The organism is Photorhabdus cinerea (genome assembly GCF_011189575.1).
In the GTDB taxonomy this organism is placed as follows: domain Bacteria; phylum Pseudomonadota; class Gammaproteobacteria; order Enterobacterales; family Enterobacteriaceae; genus Photorhabdus; species Photorhabdus cinerea.
The window spans coordinates 165,960-184,619 of record NZ_PUJW01000006.1 but is presented as its reverse complement, the minus strand read 5'-3'; the positions used below and the strand labels follow the sequence as shown (position 1 = coordinate 184,619).

The 18,660-nt window shown below is 47.7% G+C and carries 27 protein-coding genes; all 27 read right to left on the bottom strand.

What is annotated here, in order from left to right:
* Positions 1 to 41: 41 nt before the first annotated feature.
* The 27 genes from pfkA to C5469_RS07775 all read right to left on the bottom strand — a co-directional run bounded on the left by pfkA (position 42) and on the right by C5469_RS07775 (position 18,651).
* Entirely contained in the window at positions 42 to 1,013 is a 972-nt protein-coding gene (gene pfkA / locus C5469_RS07900) for a 6-phosphofructokinase (RefSeq protein ID WP_166304642.1), read from the bottom strand.
* 380 nt (positions 1,014 to 1,393) lie between these two features.
* The gene (locus C5469_RS07895) at positions 1,394 to 2,338 is read right to left on the bottom strand and encodes a phosphatidate cytidylyltransferase (protein WP_172910562.1); all 945 of its coding nucleotides are present in this window, start codon (positions 2,336 to 2,338) and stop codon (positions 1,394 to 1,396) included.
* Positions 2,335 to 2,976: a lysophospholipid acyltransferase family protein gene (locus C5469_RS07890; RefSeq protein ID WP_166304639.1), complete on the bottom strand. Its 642-nt coding sequence runs from the start codon at positions 2,974 to 2,976 to the stop codon at positions 2,335 to 2,337. Before C5469_RS07890 ends, C5469_RS07895 begins: the two co-directional genes overlap by 4 nt.
* Complete coding sequence (locus C5469_RS07885; RefSeq protein WP_166304636.1) at positions 2,969 to 3,643, bottom strand: CDP-alcohol phosphatidyltransferase family protein; 675 nt, start codon at positions 3,641 to 3,643, stop codon at positions 2,969 to 2,971. The genes C5469_RS07890 and C5469_RS07885 overlap by 8 nt, the downstream gene beginning before the upstream one ends.
* A 716-nt stretch (positions 3,644 to 4,359) precedes the next feature.
* Positions 4,360 to 4,707: a type II toxin-antitoxin system HicB family antitoxin gene (locus C5469_RS07880; protein ID WP_036780168.1), complete on the bottom strand. Its 348-nt coding sequence runs from the start codon at positions 4,705 to 4,707 to the stop codon at positions 4,360 to 4,362.
* A complete protein-coding gene (locus C5469_RS07875; protein ID WP_023045644.1) occupies positions 4,700 to 4,978 on the bottom strand; it encodes a type II toxin-antitoxin system HicA family toxin in 279 nt (92 codons plus the stop codon). The genes C5469_RS07880 and C5469_RS07875 overlap by 8 nt, the downstream gene beginning before the upstream one ends.
* A gap of 507 nt (positions 4,979 to 5,485) precedes the next feature.
* Positions 5,486 to 6,835, bottom strand: a complete 1,350-nt coding sequence (locus C5469_RS07870; RefSeq protein WP_242689416.1) for a phage tail tape measure protein — start codon at positions 6,833 to 6,835, stop codon at positions 5,486 to 5,488.
* Positions 6,828 to 6,947, bottom strand: coding sequence for a GpE family phage tail protein (locus tag C5469_RS07865; RefSeq protein WP_023045652.1), 120 nt, complete (start codon positions 6,945 to 6,947; stop codon positions 6,828 to 6,830). The genes C5469_RS07870 and C5469_RS07865 overlap by 8 nt, the downstream gene beginning before the upstream one ends.
* A gap of 14 nt (positions 6,948 to 6,961) precedes the next feature.
* Positions 6,962 to 7,279, bottom strand: coding sequence for a phage tail assembly protein (locus C5469_RS07860; protein WP_023045653.1), 318 nt, complete (start codon positions 7,277 to 7,279; stop codon positions 6,962 to 6,964).
* Positions 7,280 to 7,324: 45 nt separating this feature from the next.
* Complete coding sequence (locus C5469_RS07855; RefSeq protein WP_166304633.1) at positions 7,325 to 7,840, bottom strand: phage major tail tube protein; 516 nt, start codon at positions 7,838 to 7,840, stop codon at positions 7,325 to 7,327.
* A 10-nt stretch (positions 7,841 to 7,850) separates the two neighbouring features.
* Positions 7,851 to 9,023: a phage tail sheath protein gene (locus C5469_RS07850; RefSeq protein ID WP_166304630.1), complete on the bottom strand. Its 1,173-nt coding sequence runs from the start codon at positions 9,021 to 9,023 to the stop codon at positions 7,851 to 7,853.
* A 300-nt stretch (positions 9,024 to 9,323) separates the two neighbouring features.
* The gene (locus tag C5469_RS07845; RefSeq protein WP_112895285.1) at positions 9,324 to 9,770 is read right to left on the bottom strand and encodes a tail fiber assembly protein; all 447 of its coding nucleotides are present in this window, start codon (positions 9,768 to 9,770) and stop codon (positions 9,324 to 9,326) included.
* Complete coding sequence (locus C5469_RS07840; RefSeq protein ID WP_166304627.1) at positions 9,771 to 11,294, bottom strand: phage tail protein; 1,524 nt, start codon at positions 11,292 to 11,294, stop codon at positions 9,771 to 9,773.
* Positions 11,291 to 11,899, bottom strand: a complete 609-nt coding sequence (locus C5469_RS07835; RefSeq protein WP_162120661.1) for a phage tail protein I — start codon at positions 11,897 to 11,899, stop codon at positions 11,291 to 11,293. Before C5469_RS07835 ends, C5469_RS07840 begins: the two co-directional genes overlap by 4 nt.
* The gene (locus C5469_RS07830; protein ID WP_166304624.1) at positions 11,892 to 12,800 is read right to left on the bottom strand and encodes a baseplate assembly protein; all 909 of its coding nucleotides are present in this window, start codon (positions 12,798 to 12,800) and stop codon (positions 11,892 to 11,894) included. Before C5469_RS07830 ends, C5469_RS07835 begins: the two co-directional genes overlap by 8 nt.
* A 2-nt stretch (positions 12,801 to 12,802) precedes the next feature.
* Positions 12,803 to 13,144: a GPW/gp25 family protein gene (locus C5469_RS07825; RefSeq protein WP_046974472.1), complete on the bottom strand. Its 342-nt coding sequence runs from the start codon at positions 13,142 to 13,144 to the stop codon at positions 12,803 to 12,805.
* Positions 13,141 to 13,779: a phage baseplate assembly protein V gene (locus C5469_RS07820; RefSeq protein WP_112895281.1), complete on the bottom strand. Its 639-nt coding sequence runs from the start codon at positions 13,777 to 13,779 to the stop codon at positions 13,141 to 13,143. Before C5469_RS07820 ends, C5469_RS07825 begins: the two co-directional genes overlap by 4 nt.
* Before the next feature lie 37 nt (positions 13,780 to 13,816).
* Positions 13,817 to 14,482, bottom strand: coding sequence for a phage virion morphogenesis protein (locus tag C5469_RS07815; protein WP_112895280.1), 666 nt, complete (start codon positions 14,480 to 14,482; stop codon positions 13,817 to 13,819).
* A gap of 1 nt (position 14,483) precedes the next feature.
* Positions 14,484 to 14,900 (bottom strand): phage tail protein, encoded by a 417-nt coding sequence (locus tag C5469_RS07810; protein WP_166304621.1) that lies wholly within the window; start codon positions 14,898 to 14,900, stop codon positions 14,484 to 14,486.
* A 7-nt stretch (positions 14,901 to 14,907) separates the two neighbouring features.
* Positions 14,908 to 15,069, bottom strand: a complete 162-nt coding sequence (gene lysC / locus C5469_RS23550) for an Rz1-like lysis system protein LysC (protein WP_228939934.1) — start codon at positions 15,067 to 15,069, stop codon at positions 14,908 to 14,910.
* Positions 15,041 to 15,421, bottom strand: coding sequence for a hypothetical protein (locus C5469_RS23545; RefSeq protein ID WP_242689415.1), 381 nt, complete (start codon positions 15,419 to 15,421; stop codon positions 15,041 to 15,043). The genes lysC and C5469_RS23545 overlap by 29 nt, the downstream gene beginning before the upstream one ends.
* A complete protein-coding gene (locus tag C5469_RS07800; RefSeq protein ID WP_166304619.1) occupies positions 15,418 to 15,813 on the bottom strand; it encodes a structural protein in 396 nt (131 codons plus the stop codon). Before C5469_RS07800 ends, C5469_RS23545 begins: the two co-directional genes overlap by 4 nt.
* Positions 15,806 to 16,129 carry a phage holin, lambda family gene (locus tag C5469_RS07795; RefSeq protein WP_166304616.1) on the bottom strand — a complete coding sequence of 108 codons (324 nt, stop codon included), beginning with the start codon at positions 16,127 to 16,129 and terminating at the stop codon, positions 15,806 to 15,808. Before C5469_RS07795 ends, C5469_RS07800 begins: the two co-directional genes overlap by 8 nt.
* Before the next feature lie 3 nt (positions 16,130 to 16,132).
* Complete coding sequence (locus C5469_RS07790) at positions 16,133 to 16,336, bottom strand: tail protein X (RefSeq protein ID WP_166304613.1); 204 nt, start codon at positions 16,334 to 16,336, stop codon at positions 16,133 to 16,135.
* On the bottom strand, positions 16,336 to 16,800 hold the full coding sequence (locus tag C5469_RS07785; protein WP_166304610.1) for a head completion/stabilization protein: 465 nt from the start codon (positions 16,798 to 16,800) through the stop codon (positions 16,336 to 16,338). Before C5469_RS07785 ends, C5469_RS07790 begins: the two co-directional genes overlap by 1 nt.
* Before the next feature lie 82 nt (positions 16,801 to 16,882).
* Positions 16,883 to 17,548, bottom strand: a complete 666-nt coding sequence (gene gpM / locus C5469_RS07780) for a phage terminase small subunit (RefSeq protein ID WP_166304608.1) — start codon at positions 17,546 to 17,548, stop codon at positions 16,883 to 16,885.
* Positions 17,548 to 18,651, bottom strand: a complete 1,104-nt coding sequence (locus tag C5469_RS07775) for a phage major capsid protein, P2 family (RefSeq protein WP_112895273.1) — start codon at positions 18,649 to 18,651, stop codon at positions 17,548 to 17,550. Before C5469_RS07775 ends, gpM begins: the two co-directional genes overlap by 1 nt.
* Positions 18,652 to 18,660: the final 9 nt, after the last annotated feature.

Below are 18,660 nucleotides of genomic sequence, written 5' to 3'. Positions count from 1 at the left end.
CAGATACAAATTTTCCTGCATTTACAGGCAACAGGGAATAATTAATACAGTTTTTTCGCGGTTTCCAGCCAATCCTGTTTAAACACACGTTTCATATTCTGCACTGCATCAATGATGTCATGGTGAACAAGTTTCTCGTTCTGGATACCAACACAACGACCACCATAACCTTCCAGCAGCAATTGAATAGAATATGCTCCCATGCGAGAAGCCAGAATACGATCATAAGCAACCGGGGAACCACCACGCTGAATATGGCCTAAAACCGTTGCACGAGTTTCATGATAAGTCTCTTTTTCAATATGTCTCGCCAGTTCATACACATCACAAACGTGTTCAGTAATCGCAACGATCGCATGGCGTTTACCTTTATCAATACCTGCTTTAATTTCAGCAACCAGTTCATCACGGCTAAATGAGACTTCGGGCAACACGATAAACTCACATCCCCCCGCAATTGCAGCTGACAAAGTCAGATCACCACAATAACGCCCCATCACTTCAACGATAGAAATACGTTTGTGGGAAGTCGAAGTATCACGCAGCCGGTCAATGGCTTCAACAACCGTTTCCAGCGCAGTGAAATAGCCGATAGTATAATCTGTACCCGCCACATCATTATCAATAGTGCCTGGCAGACCAATACATGGGAAACCCGCTTCTGTCAGCTTCTTCGCCCCAAGATAAGAACCATCACCACCAATGACGACCAGTGCATCAAGGCCATTATTTCTCATATTCTCAATAGCGATAGCCCGCACCTTCTCATCTCTAAACTCAGGGAAACGAGCTGAGCCCAGGAAAGTACCACCACGGTTAATCATATCGGATACGCTGAAACGGTCGAGTTTCTTCATGCGGTTCTTATACAAGCCAAGATAACCATCATAAATACCGAAAACTTCTAACCCTTCGGTTAATCCTGCACGAACCACACCGCGAATAGCCGCATTCATACCCGGCGCATCACCGCCACTCGTTAAGACACCGATTCTTTTGATCTCATTGACCATGATGACCTCTGACTTGTAGATGTAATATTTGCAAACCCGCTAACAGCGGGCTTCGTATGCTATCACTTTGCCTGAAACAGAAATCTGCCTTTTTAACCTGTTATTGCCTAACGCACTGAGACAATCATGCTGAATTGATTCAACCCTACATATAATACGGTAAAAAACCAAGTCTGCATTAACAATGAGTCCCTTTTTGAGATCAATTTAACTGAAAATAATTTAATTACAGTCCCACATTTCACATACTCACCAAAAATACACCTTACCAGCAGATTGTCACAAGTCACCAACAAAACAGAAACCAGCACTGCGGTAACCAACGCCACAGTGCTCACACCTATAATCCTCATTCATTACGTTAGTATCTTTCCACTCCACTATGTATAAAAATAACGTGTCAGGTGAAAAAATACTGGGGCAGAAAAACACAAAGAATCGATTCGGTCTAACATGCCGCCGTGACCTTCAATCATTTCACCAAAATCTTTAATGCCACTATCGCGTTTTATCGCCGACATACACAAGCCACCAATAAAGCCCATCAGCGTAATCGCTAACGACATCAAACCTGCCTCCCACGGAGAAAATGGCGTTACCCAATAAAGCGACATGCCTAATAAAACCGACGCCAAAATGCCGCCGACAAAACCTTCAACTGTCTTATTAGGACTCAATTTAGGCACAATAGGATGTTTGCCAAATAATTTACCAAACACGTACTGCAAAACATCCGACATCTGCACCACAATCATCAAAAACAGGAGTAATTCGACATTTTCCCCTTCATAACCAGGAATATTCAACATCAATAACGCAGGTGCATGACTAATACAGAATACAGCAACTAACATTCCCCACTGTATTTTAGCCGTCCGCTCTAGAAAATTAGTCGTATCACCAGCCAATGCAATACGGGCAGGTAAAAACAGGACAACATAAACAGGGATAAAAATAGAAAACACACCATACCACTGAATACCAACGGCAATATATTGCAATGGCATAAAAATAAAGAAACACCAAAACATGGCTTCATGGTCACTTCGTCGTGTTGGTGTCAGAGTAAAAAATTCCCGTAAAGCGAAAAATGACATACTTGCAAATAATAAAACTGAACCGATTGGCCCAATAATCACTGATAACAAACAAACAACACACATTCCCCACCAGCCACGGATGCGGGCATTCAGATTATCGATTGTCGCATTACTGTTATCCTTTGAATATTTGAAAGATAGTATTGCGCCAACAATACTGGCAATAATTAACGGCACGAACATACCACCCAGCAACAGGAGTAGTTTATTATTAAGCATAGTCATAATATTAACACCTCCAATGCCAGACGAGCCCGCTGGAGAAAATCAGCTTTCTCCTCTTTTTCGCCTAATTTCTCCAAAGGCTGACCAAATGTTGCCGAACAAATAACAGGAACAACAAGTGCCGAACCTTTTGGCAAAACCCTGTTTAAATTTTCCAGATAAACAGGAATAAGCTCAACATCAGGATATTTCTTCGCTAAATAATATAGACCGCCTTTAAACTTATTAATTTGCTCCCCACTTCCTCGTGTCCCCTCTGGGAACAAAATTAAAGACTCCCCTCGTTTTAATACATCCTCCATTGGCGTAAGAGTATTTCCCTTTAAACAATCCTCTCCTCTACGATCAATAAGCACTGCCCGAAAAACTTTATTGATAAAATACCTGCGCAGACGAGTTTTACTCCAATAATCACGAGCAGCGACCGGATGCACCCGATAACGTAATGCCCGAGGAAACCCAGCCCAGATAACTAACCCATCCAGATGACTGGTATGATTAGCATAATAAATTCGGGAAGCCACTGATGGCTTACATCCAATCCAACGAATTCTCACACCGGTTAACAAACGGCAAAGCCCGGACAGAAAAGAACCCATGCCTTTACTTACCAGTGTCACCTTTTGGGACTTATTCATTACAAGCATCCTTCTCTTGCAATTCATTTAATATGACTCTAGTTCGACGAATACATGTCCAGAGACAACCCAAGGTGATAGCGACTAATACCACAAACAAAAGATACTGGCCCCATAACTGAGGCAAAAAAGCCGCGACAATTGAACCAACAGTAATTAATGCCATACGATGTTGTTTCGCCATTGGGCCAAGAAAACGCTGAGGCAAACCGCAAGTACCGCCTAATAAGCGAATATAAGCGGTCAAAACGGCCAATAATGCCGCAATACAACCAAGGGAAATTGCAAATGGGAAAAGAGTTAAACCGTATCCCAATCCAATCAAAATAAAAGAATCAGCGATACGATCGGGAAGATCATTAAAAACAGTGCCGGCAGATGTCCTCAGACCACCTTCAACAGCAACCATTCCATCCAATAAATTACACACTAACCTGACCTGAATAAGTAAAGCCCCAATAATCAATAATACTGAAGTTAACCAGAAGGGTTGGCCCTCAAAACAGGCCGCGAAACACAATCCAGCTAATGCAGCAAAAACAACACTAGCAACAGATATACTATTTGGTGTCACCCCGTGATATTGCAGCCACTTAGCCGCTTTCCCAGCCCATACTGAATTGCGCATTTTGATCGGACGTCGATCTTTTATTTCGTTACCAGACATAGTATTTCCCTTCCTGAGAACCATGAATAATTAAATCTACTTAAGTTAAATGAAGTAAGATAAACAGGATTGATCAGAATAACAACAACAAAAAAACCACAGAAAAGACTACCTTCTGGCAAAATCGTCCAATTAAGAGGCTGAGGGTTTTGCAAGATCTGACTCACAGCAACCTCCATTCGTCATGAAACAGCAAGACTCTCACTACAAAGAAGAAGACTAAATAGCCTGAGATATCACCACATCAGATCGCTTACTACGGAATTGTTCAAGGGTCTCCGATATGAATAATACTAATAATTTGATATTTATCTGGTTGATTTTAAAATAAATTAATCTTAGCCAGATAAACAAACCACCAGAAGGCGGGGGAAAAGACAGGAATGGTGTCTACATACAACCCATAACATATTGAAAATAAATATACTTTTTCTATCATCGTCCACCCAATGTCCACATTGACGACAAAGCCCCTTAAACGGGGCTTTCACCACAAATTACTTTCATAAGAAATACTTAATTAAAATTTAACCATCACCTTAACAGATCTATCAATCCCACATACTGTAGGCTTTTTCATTTATCAAGGCCGAACAGGAAAGTATCCTCGATAAGTCACTATTGCAGTATCTGTTATCGCTGGGGTGGTTGAGTAGACCCCAACAACCCCAAACAGCAATAAAAACAAGTTTTGTCACTGTCCGGCATTATCTATTTTATTGAAGTTCCCGCTCAAGCAGCTGAACTATGAACTGGTTCTTTGAGACTGCGTGTGATATTGTCGCCGCAGTCAAGCGAGCTTCCAGCCAGCCAGGATAACGAAGAGTAAAAGATTTTAGCTTGCCCTCTTCCTTGAATGGGTTAATTCCCTCTTCCTCGCACGTTTCTATATATTCAGCCAGTGAAATTTGTCCCTCTTTTTCAAGCCCGTCAATACTGTTTGATACGAAATCACAATATCCAGTGACATCCAGAAACTTGCCGCGGAAGGCCCTAATTTCTGCTTCGTAGATAACAGAAGCGGGATGGCCGTCGATAGTCATAATGTTGTTGCTTTTAATCATGTTCGACCCCTATTACATTTTCGAACCACTCACGAAGGCCATTTACTGCGCCTTTATCCATTACGTTACCAGGATGAGGTTGATGAGTCTGATAGACTGAGCCCATGAGGATAAACTTCCGGCGTGATCCATTGCCGTTCTTGATCTTCCCCCCCAGTTTGTTAATCAGGCTGACTACATCATCCCATTTTATGCCGGATTTCGGCGGGATGGTCAGCACATCCGCAAGGGTCTTGCGGTGCTTTGAACTCAGCTCTTTAACCTTAATCATCTTTCATCCCATTGACGTCATTTGATGATATCATTCTATTTTGGTCCCATTATGATGTCAAACAATGACGTCGTTTTTCGCTTCTTAAGTTTGTTAATTGGGGCTTGAGTTGAGTAGACCCGCCGGTTACCCGGACGGACCCCTCCTTAGAACCGGACGTGCGGAACTACCGCATCCGGCTCCCAACAGATCAGAACCCCCACACATATTCAGCGAGCCCTGAATATTGATCGGGTTTTCCATTTCGTTGGATAACCCATCATTTTCAGGATCAGATTCAGCTTTTTCCACGTCAGTTGGCGACGACCACCTTTACGGTTGAACCATCTTCATTTATCAAGGCCGAACAGGAAAGTACCCTCGATAAGTCACTATTGCAGTATCTGTTATCGCTGGGGTAGGAGCATATCAACCTAGCTGGGGATTACCTCTGGCGCAACAGCATAGACCACTACGACCACTGTTGCCGAATTAACGTGCTTTATTTTCCGAATCCTGAGATGTCCCTTAAAATACCGACAGAGCGGAAAAGGCTTCCTCCCCGGCAATAGCTTTGAAAATGCCGGCACGCTGGGCGTTACCCATTTTGGTAGTTTTCTTGTCCAGCTCAGTCAGAATATCCGGCAAAGCGCGGAGATTGCCCTTGGCATCCTTAGTCTGAATGTTCAGTTTTGCCAACGCTTTCGCTGCGGTGGCGGGCGGTTCAGCCAGTCGTCCTAAAATGGATCTTAGGGAGGTACCCGCCATACTACCCTGAATACCGGCATCACCGAGTTTACCCGTCGCCGCAGCGGCGGTTTCAATATCAACCCCTAAGCCTGCCGCTACAGGGGCAACATACTTCATGGTGTCACCCAGCATCATCAGATTAGTGTTAGAACGAGTAAAGGCACCCACTAGTACATCACTCACCCGTTCCATTTCTTCGGATTTCAGCTTAAAACCCGTCAGGATATTGGAACCAATGTCCGCCGTCGCGGCCAAATCGGTATCACCCGCCAATGACATCGCCAATGTACCAGGCATGGCTGATCGTATCTGGTCTGGAGTAAAGCCGGCCATTGCATAAAAACTCTGTCCCTGCGCGACCTGATTGGCGGAGAATGCCGTTGTTGCGCCTAAGTGCCGCGCCTGCTCCTGCAATTTTTTTAGTTCGGGAGAATGCTTATCCAAACGGGTCAGCGCTTGCACCTTCGACATCCCCACGTCAAAGTCATAACCCGGCATCATCACCCGTTTAGCGCCATAGAGCGCACCAACACCCGCTGCCGTTGCCGCAGCACCGGTTGCCGTCATTTGGTTACGCACATCTTTCATTTTTTGGTAGCGAGAGCGGGTATTAGCCAACCGTTGTTCCTGCTGTCTCAAACGCCCAAGCTGCTGCTCCTGTTGCTGGAGCATACTGGTTGTGTGGTTGATGTCCGCGTTTATCCGTCTCTGCGCCTGTCCAAGCTGGTTAGTTGAGATACTGCTGGCGCACAAGGCATCACGCTGACGTTGCAGGGACTGACTCAGGGATTGATTTTTTTCCTCGAACTGCCTAGCTGCGTTTTTTGCCCGCTGTAGCTGGTTGATTTGGGCCTGTGTCGGGTTCTGACTGGCGTTAATTTCACAGTTCAGTGCTGCCACACGCTCGGTAGCGCTGCGGTAAGCCTGCCGGGTTTCTAGCAATTGGCGCTTTACCTTGCGAAAACCATCGATCCGTCCGGCCTGCTGGTTCAGTTCCCGGAGTTGCTGGCGCGACTGGCGAAGGGTTTCAGCCAGCCGTTTGTTAGAAGCCTGCGCACTCTTAAAAGGACGGGTAATTTTATCAACGGCATTCAAGATAACTTGCAGGCGTAAGTTTCGGTCACTCATTATCGGCCCCACTCCGTTTCATGGCCCGGTAACGCCATGCCAACAATTCAGGCAGGCCCATCTCAGTTGCCACAGCAGGCGACCAGTGAAACACGGTGGCAATATCTGCCACCAGTTCATCAACGGTTATTGATGCTGGAAATCGGACTTCACCGACTTCGGCAGCAAAAAATTGACCACCTCAATGCTGAGGTTAATCAGATCACCTGGCGACATCAGCAACAAATCATTTTTGGTCAGTGCCGGCGCGGTGACACGAGGCAACACCAACATCATAGAATCAACGTCCATTTCCATCAGGGCCTGCAAGCGGACACCACGCAGTGCGCCACTGTTGGGCTTACGCACAACGACGTCGCTGATGGTGGTTGCACCACGGGTAATAGGTTCTTCCAGTGTCACTGTAGCGTGTTCCGGCTGGGCAACAGGGGTTTGTTCAATCATGGTGAATGTTCCTATAGTGATTTATAGATGATAAGCGTTCAATTGTTACAAACCGATGGCGCGTCGGTGGGCTTCCAGACGGTCAACACCACCAACGATTTCCACCATATTAACGGTGTCGATTTCGATCAGGACTTCTCCGTCCCACGTCAGTTTGAAGTAGGTGTTTTTGGCGCTGACTTTGGTCTGGCTGTTGTCGCCCTGTTTATAGCTGCCGTGGTCAAACTCCGAAAAGCGGCCACGCATCACGACTTCGACCGCAATCACTTCCCTGGTATCATCACGCTGAAAGGAGCCGTTAAAGCGCAGAGAAACACCGTCCACTTTCTCAATGCCCCATTGGCGGTAAAGTTGGGCTTCCACGCCGCCCAAGGTAAATTCGGTATCCAGTGCGCCATCATCCAGCCCCAAGTCCACCGAGGCGGTACCATTCATGCCACCGCCGCGATAGGCTTCGAGCTTACGGCTCAGTTTAGGAAGCATCATTTCTTCCACAACACCGATGTAATTATTGCCATCATTGAACAAATTCAGGTATTTGAGTTTACGAGGTAATGCCACGAGTAGCCCCTTAGCTGTTAATGCTGTTGGCGAAATTCATCAGGTACTGGTCAGTGATGCGCTGGCGCAACAGCAGGTTTTCCAATGGCGGGATCGGCGTGTAGTTGTAATCAATGAACAGTTTGCCTGCTTTCAGGGTGTCCTTGGTGTTAACACTGTCGTCATACCAGCACTGACCGTCGATCAGGTAACCATTGGATTTCAGTTCGCGCAGCTTGGCATTAATACCTTCGATAATGTCGCGTACCAGAGAAGGTGTCAGTGGCTTGTCAGTCGCCCACATATGCGCATCAGCCATCGTGTCGGCCAGTACCTGCGCCGTGCGTGTGTAACTTTCGAACTGAAACAGTGGATCATCCGAACAGGTGCGGGAACCCCAGAAGCGAAAACCGTCCTTGCGGATCAAGGTCGTAACGGCGTTCTGGTTAAGCAGGTTGGCATCGGTGGCAACATCCTGCAAATCCCAAAAGACATCGGCAGAAATCCCTGTCACACCATTGACACCAACGTTGGACAAGGTTTTGTGCCAACCGGTTTCCTCGTCAATTTTGGCACGCAGGCCCAGCGCACGAGCCGTTACGTATGCGATAGACTCACTATTTTTGACCGTATCCCAACTGAGGAAGTCCGGCCAAATCAACATCAGTTCGCGCTGGTTAAAATTGTTGCGGTATTTGATAGCGTCGGCAATGGTCTTGCAGCCGTAAGCATTGACATAAGCCATTGCCCGCAGCTTTTGAGCGATGTCGGCAAGGGCTGTTACAACGAGTTGGGTATCATGACCGGGCGCCCCCAAAATACGCGGTTTGATGCCGAGCTGACCTTGTGCCGCAAGCAGCGCCTGCATTCCCGTTTTTTTGCCTTCGTCGGTAACACCGCCAATGATATTCGACGTGGTTTCGACTTCGGTTTCCCCTTGAGCCACACGCACAACAACAGTCACGGGTTTGGACTGGTCGGCAATCGCTCGCAGAGCATGGGACAGTGTGCCCGTTTTTCCAGCCTTACTACTGGCAGTCAGAACGTCGGTTAACAAGACTGGCATGTTCAAGGGAAAAGTTTTGGTGTCAGCATCATCCGCTGTGCAGACTAGCCCGACAATAGCGGTGCTGACAGTGGTAATGGTGCGCGTGCCCTCGTTGATTTCCTGCACGCGGACGCCATGATGATAATCTTGTGCCATAGCGAAAGACTCCCGTAATGATGATTTCACTATGGTGATCGCTGTGACAATAAAATTCAGTTGATTGGGTAAGTATCAGGGATAGCACAAAGTGGAGGATATCAAAAAAGTCACAAGAACATCTACCCCCTGAGCAATTAATAAGACGTCATCGAATTAAAATATTCAGTCGTTACATTACGCACTATGAAACTTAAAATAGAAGACGTTGCAGAAATAGAGTAGATACCTCACAGGCTCCCGATATCGAATAGTCAGAGCCGCTCAAATAAGAACTAAACTACTGCGGCTCTGATTCCATTATTCTGAGGGGTTTTCGGGCCAATGAATATCTGGCATTAAATTAACATCAACGCGGTTCAGTAATACCCTATATCTTTTCAAATCGGCTAACAGCGATTTTTCCTCATCACTCGCCATCCCCAAATCTACCGCATCTTGTAACGGGGCTATCTGTTTACCTACCGTGAGCATAAGTTGCTGTTTCTTATGTTCTGCTTGTTGCTGCTGTTCCTGTCTAAGCTTTATTTTATCACTTTCTGATATTATCCATTTTTCACCATCATATTTATGATAAACGGACGGAGCACGTTCAATGAGTACTGGATAACCCTCTTTACTACTGACAATTGATAAACCGCGCGATTGCCCGGCGAGTAATTCATTGTGTTTTTCTGCTGTTATTTCAACGCATTCTTCATAAGCTTCATTATAAAAAGCGCCTTCTTTTCTGGAGAAATAAACCATTTATACCCCCCAAAATAATATATGTACAACTCTGTCTGGATTCTCATTATTGTTAGGAGTGCCAGCTTGATATTCAAATGTCGATAGTGTTGCATTACGTACTAATGTGTGGCCCGTTGATGTATTGACACTCGACATACTGGCAATATAGCCAAGGAACTTATTTTTAAAAGAAATTGGATAATTGACTTTTACCCATGACTGTTGACTGGATGCAACTTTAACCCATTGAATCATTATTCCCGTATCCCCGCATTGCCACCAACCATTTTCAGATTTTATCGCTGCATTTTGTAGCGCAAGAGTACCGCTTCGCTCAGGTATTAGTATATTGTAACGCCGCCGATTGCTCGAATCGTTAGAATAGATATGCAACAATTTTCCTTCTGAGCCGTTAATTCCTACTACATACCCATCTTTCGATTTGAAACGCAATTCAGGAAAAGGCGTTTTGCTATCAATCAGTAAACTACCAACGGTGGCGGTTTTATCGCTAGAAATACGCAAGAAAGTATTATCACTCTCTGCTCGCGTATATGCTCCCACATCTCCAGCACTCAAACTAAGGTCCCCGGTCAACGCCTTACCGTTGATTTTCCGGTTGCTCGGTACTGCTCCTTTAGCCAACACCACCGTTTCCAGCAAATTGAGGTTTTTCACAAAAGCATTTCTGTCAGGAATGTCAGCGCCGTTATCCTTCCTGGACAATCGACTATTAGCATTATCATTAGCATCGGTCGCATTCTGGTTTGCCTTATTTGCCAATATGTTGACTTCATTCACACGAGAATCCATTTCCCCTTCGGTATACGCCCCAATATCCCCCGCATTCAGTGAAATATCAGAGGAAAGCGCCTTCCCGTTCACTTTACGATTAGCAGGCACACGGCCATTAGCGTTATTGTCCGCGACATTTGCCAAGTCATACGCCGCCTTAACCGCCTTCGGGGTTGCCGCGTGGATTTCACTATTACTATCTACTGCGCTGCTCAAAACAACGAAACCCTTATCTTTTAGCGTAGCGTCAGGGTGATTAGGGTTCTTCACATGAATTTGAATCGACTCGTCCACATATTCCCGCGTTGCCAGCACCACGGAGGGATCAACTTTCAATGTTACTGTGTCGGTACTGCTGACAATCAAGACCATACGAATAGTCTGTGTACGCCCAGCGCCTTCCTGTAACTGCGGTTTGTAAGTCTCCGCGCAGTTTCCGACGGCAATCAAAATACCGTCTTTATCAAACAGGCCAATTTCCCGTATCCACCAACCGCCCTCGTTTTCGGGGATTACCTGCTCGGCAATAATCTGGTTAGTATTCTTGGGATCAACATTTAGCTCATTAATCGCCGCACGACGGCGTTCGTTAACCAGTTTAGTCTGTGTAGTATCTGGTGTCGGCAAGCTTCCGCCACCATCACCAACAGCCATATGGGTGATTTCAATCTTGGTACCCAACGCGGCAGCATTTGCCAGCTTATCCGCGCCCAATTGAGTTAACAGGGCAAAATATTTGGTCCTCATGACTCAATCCTCACATCATCAATAATATGCACTCCAGCCCCTACTACATCAGAGCCAGTGACGGTAATTAATTCCGGGATATAGGGGTAAACGGTTAATACATCACCGCTGTAACTAGTGACCGCGCAATAATTTTCGCCGCCGGTCTCCAACTGAATAGACATACCGACCAAATGCCGTGAAGCGGGTTTGGCATCAAAAATCAACCGCTCTAGTTCTTGATAAGTTTCCGCTGTGATACCGGTTTCCATGACGCCAATATCCAATCGGAAAGTGCCGGGGGCATCATTGGTTTGCCACCATTCGATAACACGGATGAGATAACCGAACGGTTCCACCACACGGCGGATAGCGCCTATTGTTCCCTTGTGCTGATGAACAAACATCGACGCCTTAATTGACTCGCGTTTAGTATTCTCCGGCCAGTCCATATCCCAGCGATCAACTGACCACGCCCACGCCAGATAGGGGAGCAATTTCACTGGACACCGCTCAGGACTCCACAAGTCACGAAGGGGAACCGGTACATCTGCCAGACTGGCGAGGGCTTCAGCGGCGGCCACTTCCAGCAGTGATGATCCGACCGGTAACAAGCGGTTATTCATCCGCTCCCCCAATCACTACCTGCACACGTGTGCAAAAACTCGCTTGAGTTTTATCCAAAATCACATCCTGAGCCGGAGCTTTCAGGTGAACACGCTGAACACCAGGCATATGCAAGACAGCAAAGATGGCACTGCGCACGATATCGCAGCCAATCCGGTGTTGCTCAGCAGTGTAACGTGCCAGCCGTTCACGCACAGCCTGCAATATCGGCTCATATTCCGGAGTTAGGTACAGGTACAGCACGGCATCAATTTGATAATCGACAATCTCCGCAGACTGTACGGTCAGACGATCCGCCACGGGACGAACGTCCTCATCATTCAGAGCAGTATTCACGACCGCAATCAATTCATCACTGGCCGCGCCGTTCCCCTCACGTGACAAAATACTGACGGTGACACAGGCAGGTGCCGGGCTTATCACCGATGCATCGGCAACCCGTCCGTCAGCACTACGCGCATGGTATTCATAGGACGCAACAGGGCCGGCGACGCTTAACCCCTCGAACGCTTGCGGAATGCGTACCCGAAAATCAGCGTCAGATTCCAGCACCGCAGAGATCGGCGGTATGGCGAGATTATCAGCGGGCTGTAATACCAAACGCTGCACATTGTTATTCGCCCCCAGTTGGTCTAAGTCGCTGCCTGTGGCATACGCCACCATCGCCGCCCGCGCCGCCTCATTGACGCGCTGACGCAAGAGCAATTCCCGATAGGCGTTTTCCTGCAACAGTTTGGTGATGGGTTCGGATTCCAGCGCCAATGTGCGGGTGATAGCATCGCGATGCTCTGGCGGATACAGTGAAATCAGTTTTTCTTTTCGCTCAGCCAGCAGGGTTTCGAAATCCAGTAGTTCGACAACCTCCGGCGGCGGTAACTGACTAAGGTCGATGGTCGGCATGATCACCCCACAGGCACAGAAAAAGCAACCGGGACATTGGATAGCCGATATTGGCCGCTGATATCAACAGTCATGTATCCGGCTTCACCCTGATTGATAGTGATAGCGGTCAGGGTAATGCGGGGTTCCCATCGCTGGATGGCGGTATAGCACGCAGCCATAATTTGCAGACGTAAAGCAGGATTTTGGGGCGCATCAATCAGTTCGGATAACAACGAACCATATTGGCGGCGAGTAATACGGCTACCCATCGGCGTTAGCAAGATATCGCTAACTGACTGGCGAACATGGGCGATATCGCTGATAGCCTCACCCGTCTGTCGATTCATACCAAGGTACATCATGATATGGGGACTCCCGATGTACTGTCACCGGAGCGCACACCGTGGTGTCGGTGCGAATCCACCACAACCCCGTTAGAACTGAATTCACCCCCTACATGGACGATATTGCCGCGCATAGTGCCGTTTTTTCGCACTTCCAGACTGCCCGTAGTCAGATGGTGGGTGCAAATGACGGTGGGTGTATCCAATGTGATCTGATTGCCGGCCACACAAGTGATTTCTGGTGCAGTAACATGTACGGAGGCCGACGCGGTGATCATGGCAGTCTTAATACCTGTGACAGTTAAGGTGCTGGTCTGCGGTTCATATTCCATCACGGCACCATCAGGAAAAGCGATACACACCGCTTCCGGTGATGCCGAAGGGGCCGGAAACTCATCAGAAAAAATCGCAGGCAGTATAAAAGCTGTGGTCAAGTCACCACCAAGGGATAGCAATAAAACCTGTTCATCAATACTGGGCGCCCACCATGTTCGGGAACTTCCCGCTCTGGATGTCAACCAGTGCAACCAGTCGGTTTCAAGATTGCCTGTCATAACCCGGCACATGCCCCGTGTAGTATCTACTTGGGTAATGACACCGATTCGGATCAGATTGCGCAATCGGCGCAACAGTTCAGTTAATTGTGTGTTCATGCAGACAACAATGTCACCCCAAACCCTCACCTGCACGTCATGAGGTTTGTGTACTGACTGGCACACATCCGTGGATGAGATGGGAAAATATCTGGTCTTCGATATGTTGAATATCGCTCTGTGTCAGTCCCAAAAGTCGCCGCGATGGATATTTGGCTTCAATGTTTTTCCCTCTCATACGTTCCTTTAATCCGAACTGATGCACACGAGCAACCGCAGTGACTTTCGATGCGAAAAAGATAATGGCTTCCCGCTCACTGGCGGACAGACGTAAGTAACGCGCAGTAGCCAGTTTCTTAAACATGCGGGACTTTTTATCGGATTTTCGGGTACTTATCCGGTCGGTTTTGACGTCCAGAAAACGTTGGATATCGCGTTTGTAAAAAGTACGCTGCCCTTTACGCTCGGCATCATAACCGGTAATCGTTTCACCCTTCTTGCCCTTGCGGATTTGCCAATTTTTCAAGGTGCGAGGTTCACCGCGCCAGATAAATTTTATACCATGCTGTACAGTGCGGGTTTGTGCCTTGCGTTGGGTAAAACGGCTGCCGTCAGGGTTACGCTGGGATCGGATACGTTGCATTTGGCTCTGTCGTAAGTCCCGTGCGATATCACGGGCTAGCTGCTTTCGACTGGCGGGAGAAAGTTGATTCAACAGGGCGGTTAGTGCGGTATCCAAAGGCTGCAATGCGTCACCGTTCATCTCACCACCTGTCAAACGGGTTTTCAGGCTCAGGAACGGCGCACACCGTGCTAACCTGCCCTTGCTGGGTGACCAGTACACGCTCGGTCAGTTTCAGATCGATACTGATATCAGCGGTGTCATCATTGAGAATATTCACGTCAAAAGTAAAGCCGCTGCGGCGATTGTCAGGATGAGCGAAAATATCTGGCTGGTGCTCGCGTATCCAATGCACGATAACCACCATGAGCACATCCTGATCACCGGGATAGGCTTCAATAATCAGGTTTAGCGTGTATTCATATTCGTAAGACAAGGAGAGTGCCATTGTCGCCAAAACGACGCCATCTTCAACAAACAAATGCAGGTATTCAGGGTTGTCGCGCAAGTAGGGGATCTTTTCTGTCAGGACCTTCCGCAAAGCGTTAGGCTTATTCATGTGTCACCTATCTAATCTGTTCTATTTGTCGAATGGCCTGTTTATCCAGATTGCACTGTTCAATAACCGCCAGTAACTGTGCATTCAGCAACAAGCTATCACCCCATGTCATTGTGTCGGATATGACCGGGGGCAGACAGTCAGCGAGTAGATGCATCGGAATCGGCATCAACGGTACCTGAACGTATTCGGTTCGCGTGCTGCTGCAACCGGACAACAGCCCTATCAGGAGCAGCACGACGGGCGCAATCATTACCGACAACAACAGTGTTGATAGCCGCCTGAATTTGTGCAGCATCCACGGCTGATCGCTTCCGATTTTCGTTATTAACCCGTGAGATATCATTGATTATCCTGATGGTCTGGAATGCGTTATCGGTAATGGTTTGCTGTTGCTCATACCGCTGGTTCAGCGTTTGGTATTCATCGCTTTTTTGCTGATACTCACCGTAATAGAACCAGAGCAGGCCAGACACTGCCACCAGCGTACTCAAGGTGAATATGTGCAGATTAAACCTCATAACAGCGCAAACGCCCGTTTAATGATCATATCGGCATATGGTTGCTGTCCGTTCTCCATTTGAATGATGGCGCAAACCAATCGAGTCATGATCACCGGATTATCAACATCAATCACTGCGTTACAGGGAATACCAACCGTCTGGCTCATATATGCAATGTAATTTTCGGTATCATTTTCATTCGGGGGTGCCCAACGAGAAATTATCTGCCGGATACTATTCAATCCATATTTTCGTTCATAATTGCGGATAATCTTGATAATGGCCCGTATGCCGTATTCTGGTGACACAAAATGACAAAATGACGGGTCTGTTTGTATGTCGTGTAATCCCAGCCATTTATCGCCGTGGCGAATATTGCCCGGATTATGATTGCGAACACCTCTAGTCACGTGATTTGTCTCCCAAACGTTTATTAATTGCGCGAAGGGCAAATTCACGCAGTTTTTCAACACCAATAAAACCAATGGCGCCCCCCAAAGCCGGTGAAACACTGCCGGGAATACCAAACAATTCCAGTCCGCTGGAAACACCCCACGACAACGCGCCACATAGCAACGGTTCAACCCAGCGTTTTTTTCGCTCTACACCGTCATAAATCAGGCGACCATAACAGATCAGTACAGCCAGTAAGGAGCCGGATATCTGCGGCCATGAATTTCTCAGGCCATTCAATAAATCAGCCCATAAATCCGGTTGTTTGTCCATTTTCTAATCCCATAATTGAATGATGGGCGTTACAGGAACGGGAATGATTTCAGGCAGTTCAATCTCGATACCCTGCGGCAGGATGGCCCCAACATCAGCCAAACCGGGATTGGCTTCTAATACCCGTTCGGTGACTCCCTGTGTTCGTCCATAGTGGCGCCAGCATAAGGAATCCACGGTGTCATACTGTTGCGCCCGCACTTGCACTAGATCAGCTCCACTATCACATGGTTATATCCTTGTATCCGGCGCATCGCCCATTGCGCATCCCGCCACAGGTCGTCAATGGTGATTTCCATTGCCTCAGCCTTTTTGCTGCCAGTCTGAGTAGTGTCGATATCGCGGTAACGTTCGATCAGATTCGCCTTGGTCAGGCAAAACACCGCACGACGATAGAGATAAACCAACTCACTCTCGCCATTGAGAGTGTCGGCGGGAATGTCGGCCAGTGATGAGTATCCCTCATCGATATGGATCTGCCGCCAATGGTTCAGCTCGCGATTCACCTCAACAATGGCGTTGGAAATTGCTTGATGTAATCTCGGCGCGGTGACCGTACCATCTGTGCGCATCTCGTCACGGTAGCGACCGATCTCGATAGCAGGAAAAAACGGGACACTGGTCATGGTGGCCTGTTTATCCGTTGCGGGTGCGGTTGAAATAAAGTCCATATTGCCCCCTGAATAGGTGGGCGGTGAACAGGGCGTTGAGACTTCGCCACCCCGTGCCGCCCCGGCGCGTTGGCACGTTCGGTTATGTGTTGTCGTGTTTCTGACTGCGGAGCGCTCTGGCAAGTTGCTCTAAGTCTTTTTTCACGCCAACATGATTATTCAGTTCTAAAACCCTGCTCAGTGAACAATAGGCAGGCTGCGGCTGGTTGTTATCCCGCTGGCTATAACCGAGCCATTTATATAACTCCGCCCTCACCTTATCGGGCATATCCTGATCGTGGGTGAGATTAGCCGCCCGTTCCAGCGTGGCAAGAGGCATCGGAGATTTAGCGGTATAACAACGCTGGGCGGCTTCGGCGATCTCTTCTGTCACGGCACAGCCCGTTGTCCGCTCATGATTTTCAGGCATAGCGAGTCGGTGCTGTAACGCGTACTCAGCGATATCCAGCGCACCATCATAATCACCGGCATCAATACGCCACAGCAGGACATACATCAGCACATCATCTTGATGACCTATGCCCCCCTGTAATACCCCAGTAATCCACGGCGCATATTTAGGCAATATCTGCCTTTTGTGCTGCGCTTTGCGCTCCATAGACTGGATTTTTTTAAGGTGACGGCGGTCTTGCTCCAGCATCAGCAGCATCTGGTTATAACCGCCGTGATTTTGCCGCGCGGGGCTACTCAGTTGAGCGGCCTCGGTCGCCTGTAATCGCATTCGGTGACGCTGCCACGGGCTAGCCATTATTGTTCCTCAGTGTCGGCGTTGTGCTCAGATGCGGCATTATCTGGCTGCGGCAACGCTGCTTTTTTGCTGGCTGCCAACATCTCGATATTTTCAATCAGGGCCACACCACGATAGTCTTCAACGACATACGCTTCATTGACTGATTCGTAGTTTTCAATGCGATCACGTTTGGGGTTATCCAGCACAGAACGTCGGCGAGTGCCTTCCTGATAATAGATAGACAGATTATCCAGACGGCTAATTAGCAAGGCTTTGGGCGGGAAATACGGTACGCGCACCGCAGGCAAATTACCGATACGTTTCTGGCTGATAATCACATCTGCCGCCATTTTCTCGGTGTTGGGCTGCGACTGATTGACCAACGGAAAATATTTGTCAGCCAACAGTTCACGGCCACAGATGACCATCAGCTCCGTATCATCCTGATATTCTGGGTCGATAGCATTGTTGACGGTATCTATCACCAGTGCGTCCAGATTATTGAAATCACCGCCTTCTCCCACACGGATGGTTTCAGATATAACTTTACCGGCTTCGTCAGTGATATTGCTCATGACATGATCCGGTGCATCCTGTCGGATTTTCTCCAACCAGCCGATATTTACATCCTGCAATAGTGGATATTGAACGCGGTTTGAGGTTTTGGCCCGTTTAACCCCATTCCAGCCGATCATAATGCGGTCCAATGCCTGACGTCTGATAATGGCGTTACGGATACGTAACTGGAAATCTTGAAATTTCGCCCATAAGTCAAGTTTTTTGTAAGGAATGCTAGTATCAAAGTTGGTTTGTTCGCATTTGTACTCAATAGCGTTGAGTCGGGTCGGATCGGAAGTTTCTCGCTCCTTACTGTCGGTGTCTGTCGTCCCTGCAATAGTCGAACCGACACCTAGCCCAATCGCTTCGCCCGACTGCTCACTGACGGGAACCATGTTAATTTTTTGCAGGAAATCGGCGCTTTGCTGGATTTCATCTTCCAACGTCTGAGCAACGGATGGATTGACGTCTACCTTACCTGTAAATGCCGTGGCGTCCACACCGTAAATTTCACCCAGACGCATCAGAAAGGCGTTAAATTTAAATCGAGTTTCATTCTTCATGGGATTGTT

What these genes read in the sequence shown, in the direction of transcription:
- pfkA (WP_166304642.1), bottom strand. Translation starts at nt 1,013, where the DNA reads ATGGTCAATGAGATCAAAAGAATCGGTGTCTTAACGAGTGGCGGTGAT.
- C5469_RS07895 (WP_172910562.1), bottom strand. Translation starts at nt 2,338, where the DNA reads ATGACTATGCTTAATAATAAACTACTCCTGTTGCTGGGTGGTATGTTC.
- C5469_RS07890 (WP_166304639.1), bottom strand. Translation starts at nt 2,976, where the DNA reads ATGAATAAGTCCCAAAAGGTGACACTGGTAAGTAAAGGCATGGGTTCT.
- C5469_RS07885 (WP_166304636.1), bottom strand. Translation starts at nt 3,643, where the DNA reads ATGTCTGGTAACGAAATAAAAGATCGACGTCCGATCAAAATGCGCAAT.
- C5469_RS07880 (WP_036780168.1), bottom strand. Translation starts at nt 4,707, where the DNA reads ATGATTAAAAGCAACAACATTATGACTATCGACGGCCATCCCGCTTCT.
- C5469_RS07875 (WP_023045644.1), bottom strand. Translation starts at nt 4,978, where the DNA reads ATGATTAAGGTTAAAGAGCTGAGTTCAAAGCACCGCAAGACCCTTGCG.
- C5469_RS07870 (WP_242689416.1), bottom strand. Translation starts at nt 6,835, where the DNA reads ATGAGTGACCGAAACTTACGCCTGCAAGTTATCTTGAATGCCGTTGAT.
- C5469_RS07860 (WP_023045653.1), bottom strand. Translation starts at nt 7,279, where the DNA reads ATGATTGAACAAACCCCTGTTGCCCAGCCGGAACACGCTACAGTGACA.
- C5469_RS07850 (WP_166304630.1), bottom strand. Translation starts at nt 9,023, where the DNA reads ATGGCACAAGATTATCATCATGGCGTCCGCGTGCAGGAAATCAACGAG.
- C5469_RS07845 (WP_112895285.1), bottom strand. Translation starts at nt 9,770, where the DNA reads ATGGTTTATTTCTCCAGAAAAGAAGGCGCTTTTTATAATGAAGCTTAT.
- C5469_RS07840 (WP_166304627.1), bottom strand. Translation starts at nt 11,294, where the DNA reads ATGAGGACCAAATATTTTGCCCTGTTAACTCAATTGGGCGCGGATAAG.
- C5469_RS07835 (WP_162120661.1), bottom strand. Translation starts at nt 11,899, where the DNA reads ATGAATAACCGCTTGTTACCGGTCGGATCATCACTGCTGGAAGTGGCC.
- C5469_RS07830 (WP_166304624.1), bottom strand. Translation starts at nt 12,800, where the DNA reads ATGCCGACCATCGACCTTAGTCAGTTACCGCCGCCGGAGGTTGTCGAA.
- C5469_RS07825 (WP_046974472.1), bottom strand. Translation starts at nt 13,144, where the DNA reads ATGATGTACCTTGGTATGAATCGACAGACGGGTGAGGCTATCAGCGAT.
- C5469_RS07820 (WP_112895281.1), bottom strand. Translation starts at nt 13,779, where the DNA reads ATGAACACACAATTAACTGAACTGTTGCGCCGATTGCGCAATCTGATC.
- C5469_RS07815 (WP_112895280.1), bottom strand. Translation starts at nt 14,482, where the DNA reads ATGAACGGTGACGCATTGCAGCCTTTGGATACCGCACTAACCGCCCTG.
- C5469_RS07810 (WP_166304621.1), bottom strand. Translation starts at nt 14,900, where the DNA reads ATGAATAAGCCTAACGCTTTGCGGAAGGTCCTGACAGAAAAGATCCCC.
- lysC (WP_228939934.1), bottom strand. Translation starts at nt 15,069, where the DNA reads ATGCCGATTCCGATGCATCTACTCGCTGACTGTCTGCCCCCGGTCATA.
- C5469_RS23545 (WP_242689415.1), bottom strand. Translation starts at nt 15,421, where the DNA reads ATGAGGTTTAATCTGCACATATTCACCTTGAGTACGCTGGTGGCAGTG.
- C5469_RS07795 (WP_166304616.1), bottom strand. Translation starts at nt 16,129, where the DNA reads ATGGACAAACAACCGGATTTATGGGCTGATTTATTGAATGGCCTGAGA.
- C5469_RS07785 (WP_166304610.1), bottom strand. Translation starts at nt 16,800, where the DNA reads ATGGACTTTATTTCAACCGCACCCGCAACGGATAAACAGGCCACCATG.
- gpM (WP_166304608.1), bottom strand. Translation starts at nt 17,548, where the DNA reads ATGGCTAGCCCGTGGCAGCGTCACCGAATGCGATTACAGGCGACCGAG.
- C5469_RS07775 (WP_112895273.1), bottom strand. Translation starts at nt 18,651, where the DNA reads ATGAAGAATGAAACTCGATTTAAATTTAACGCCTTTCTGATGCGTCTG.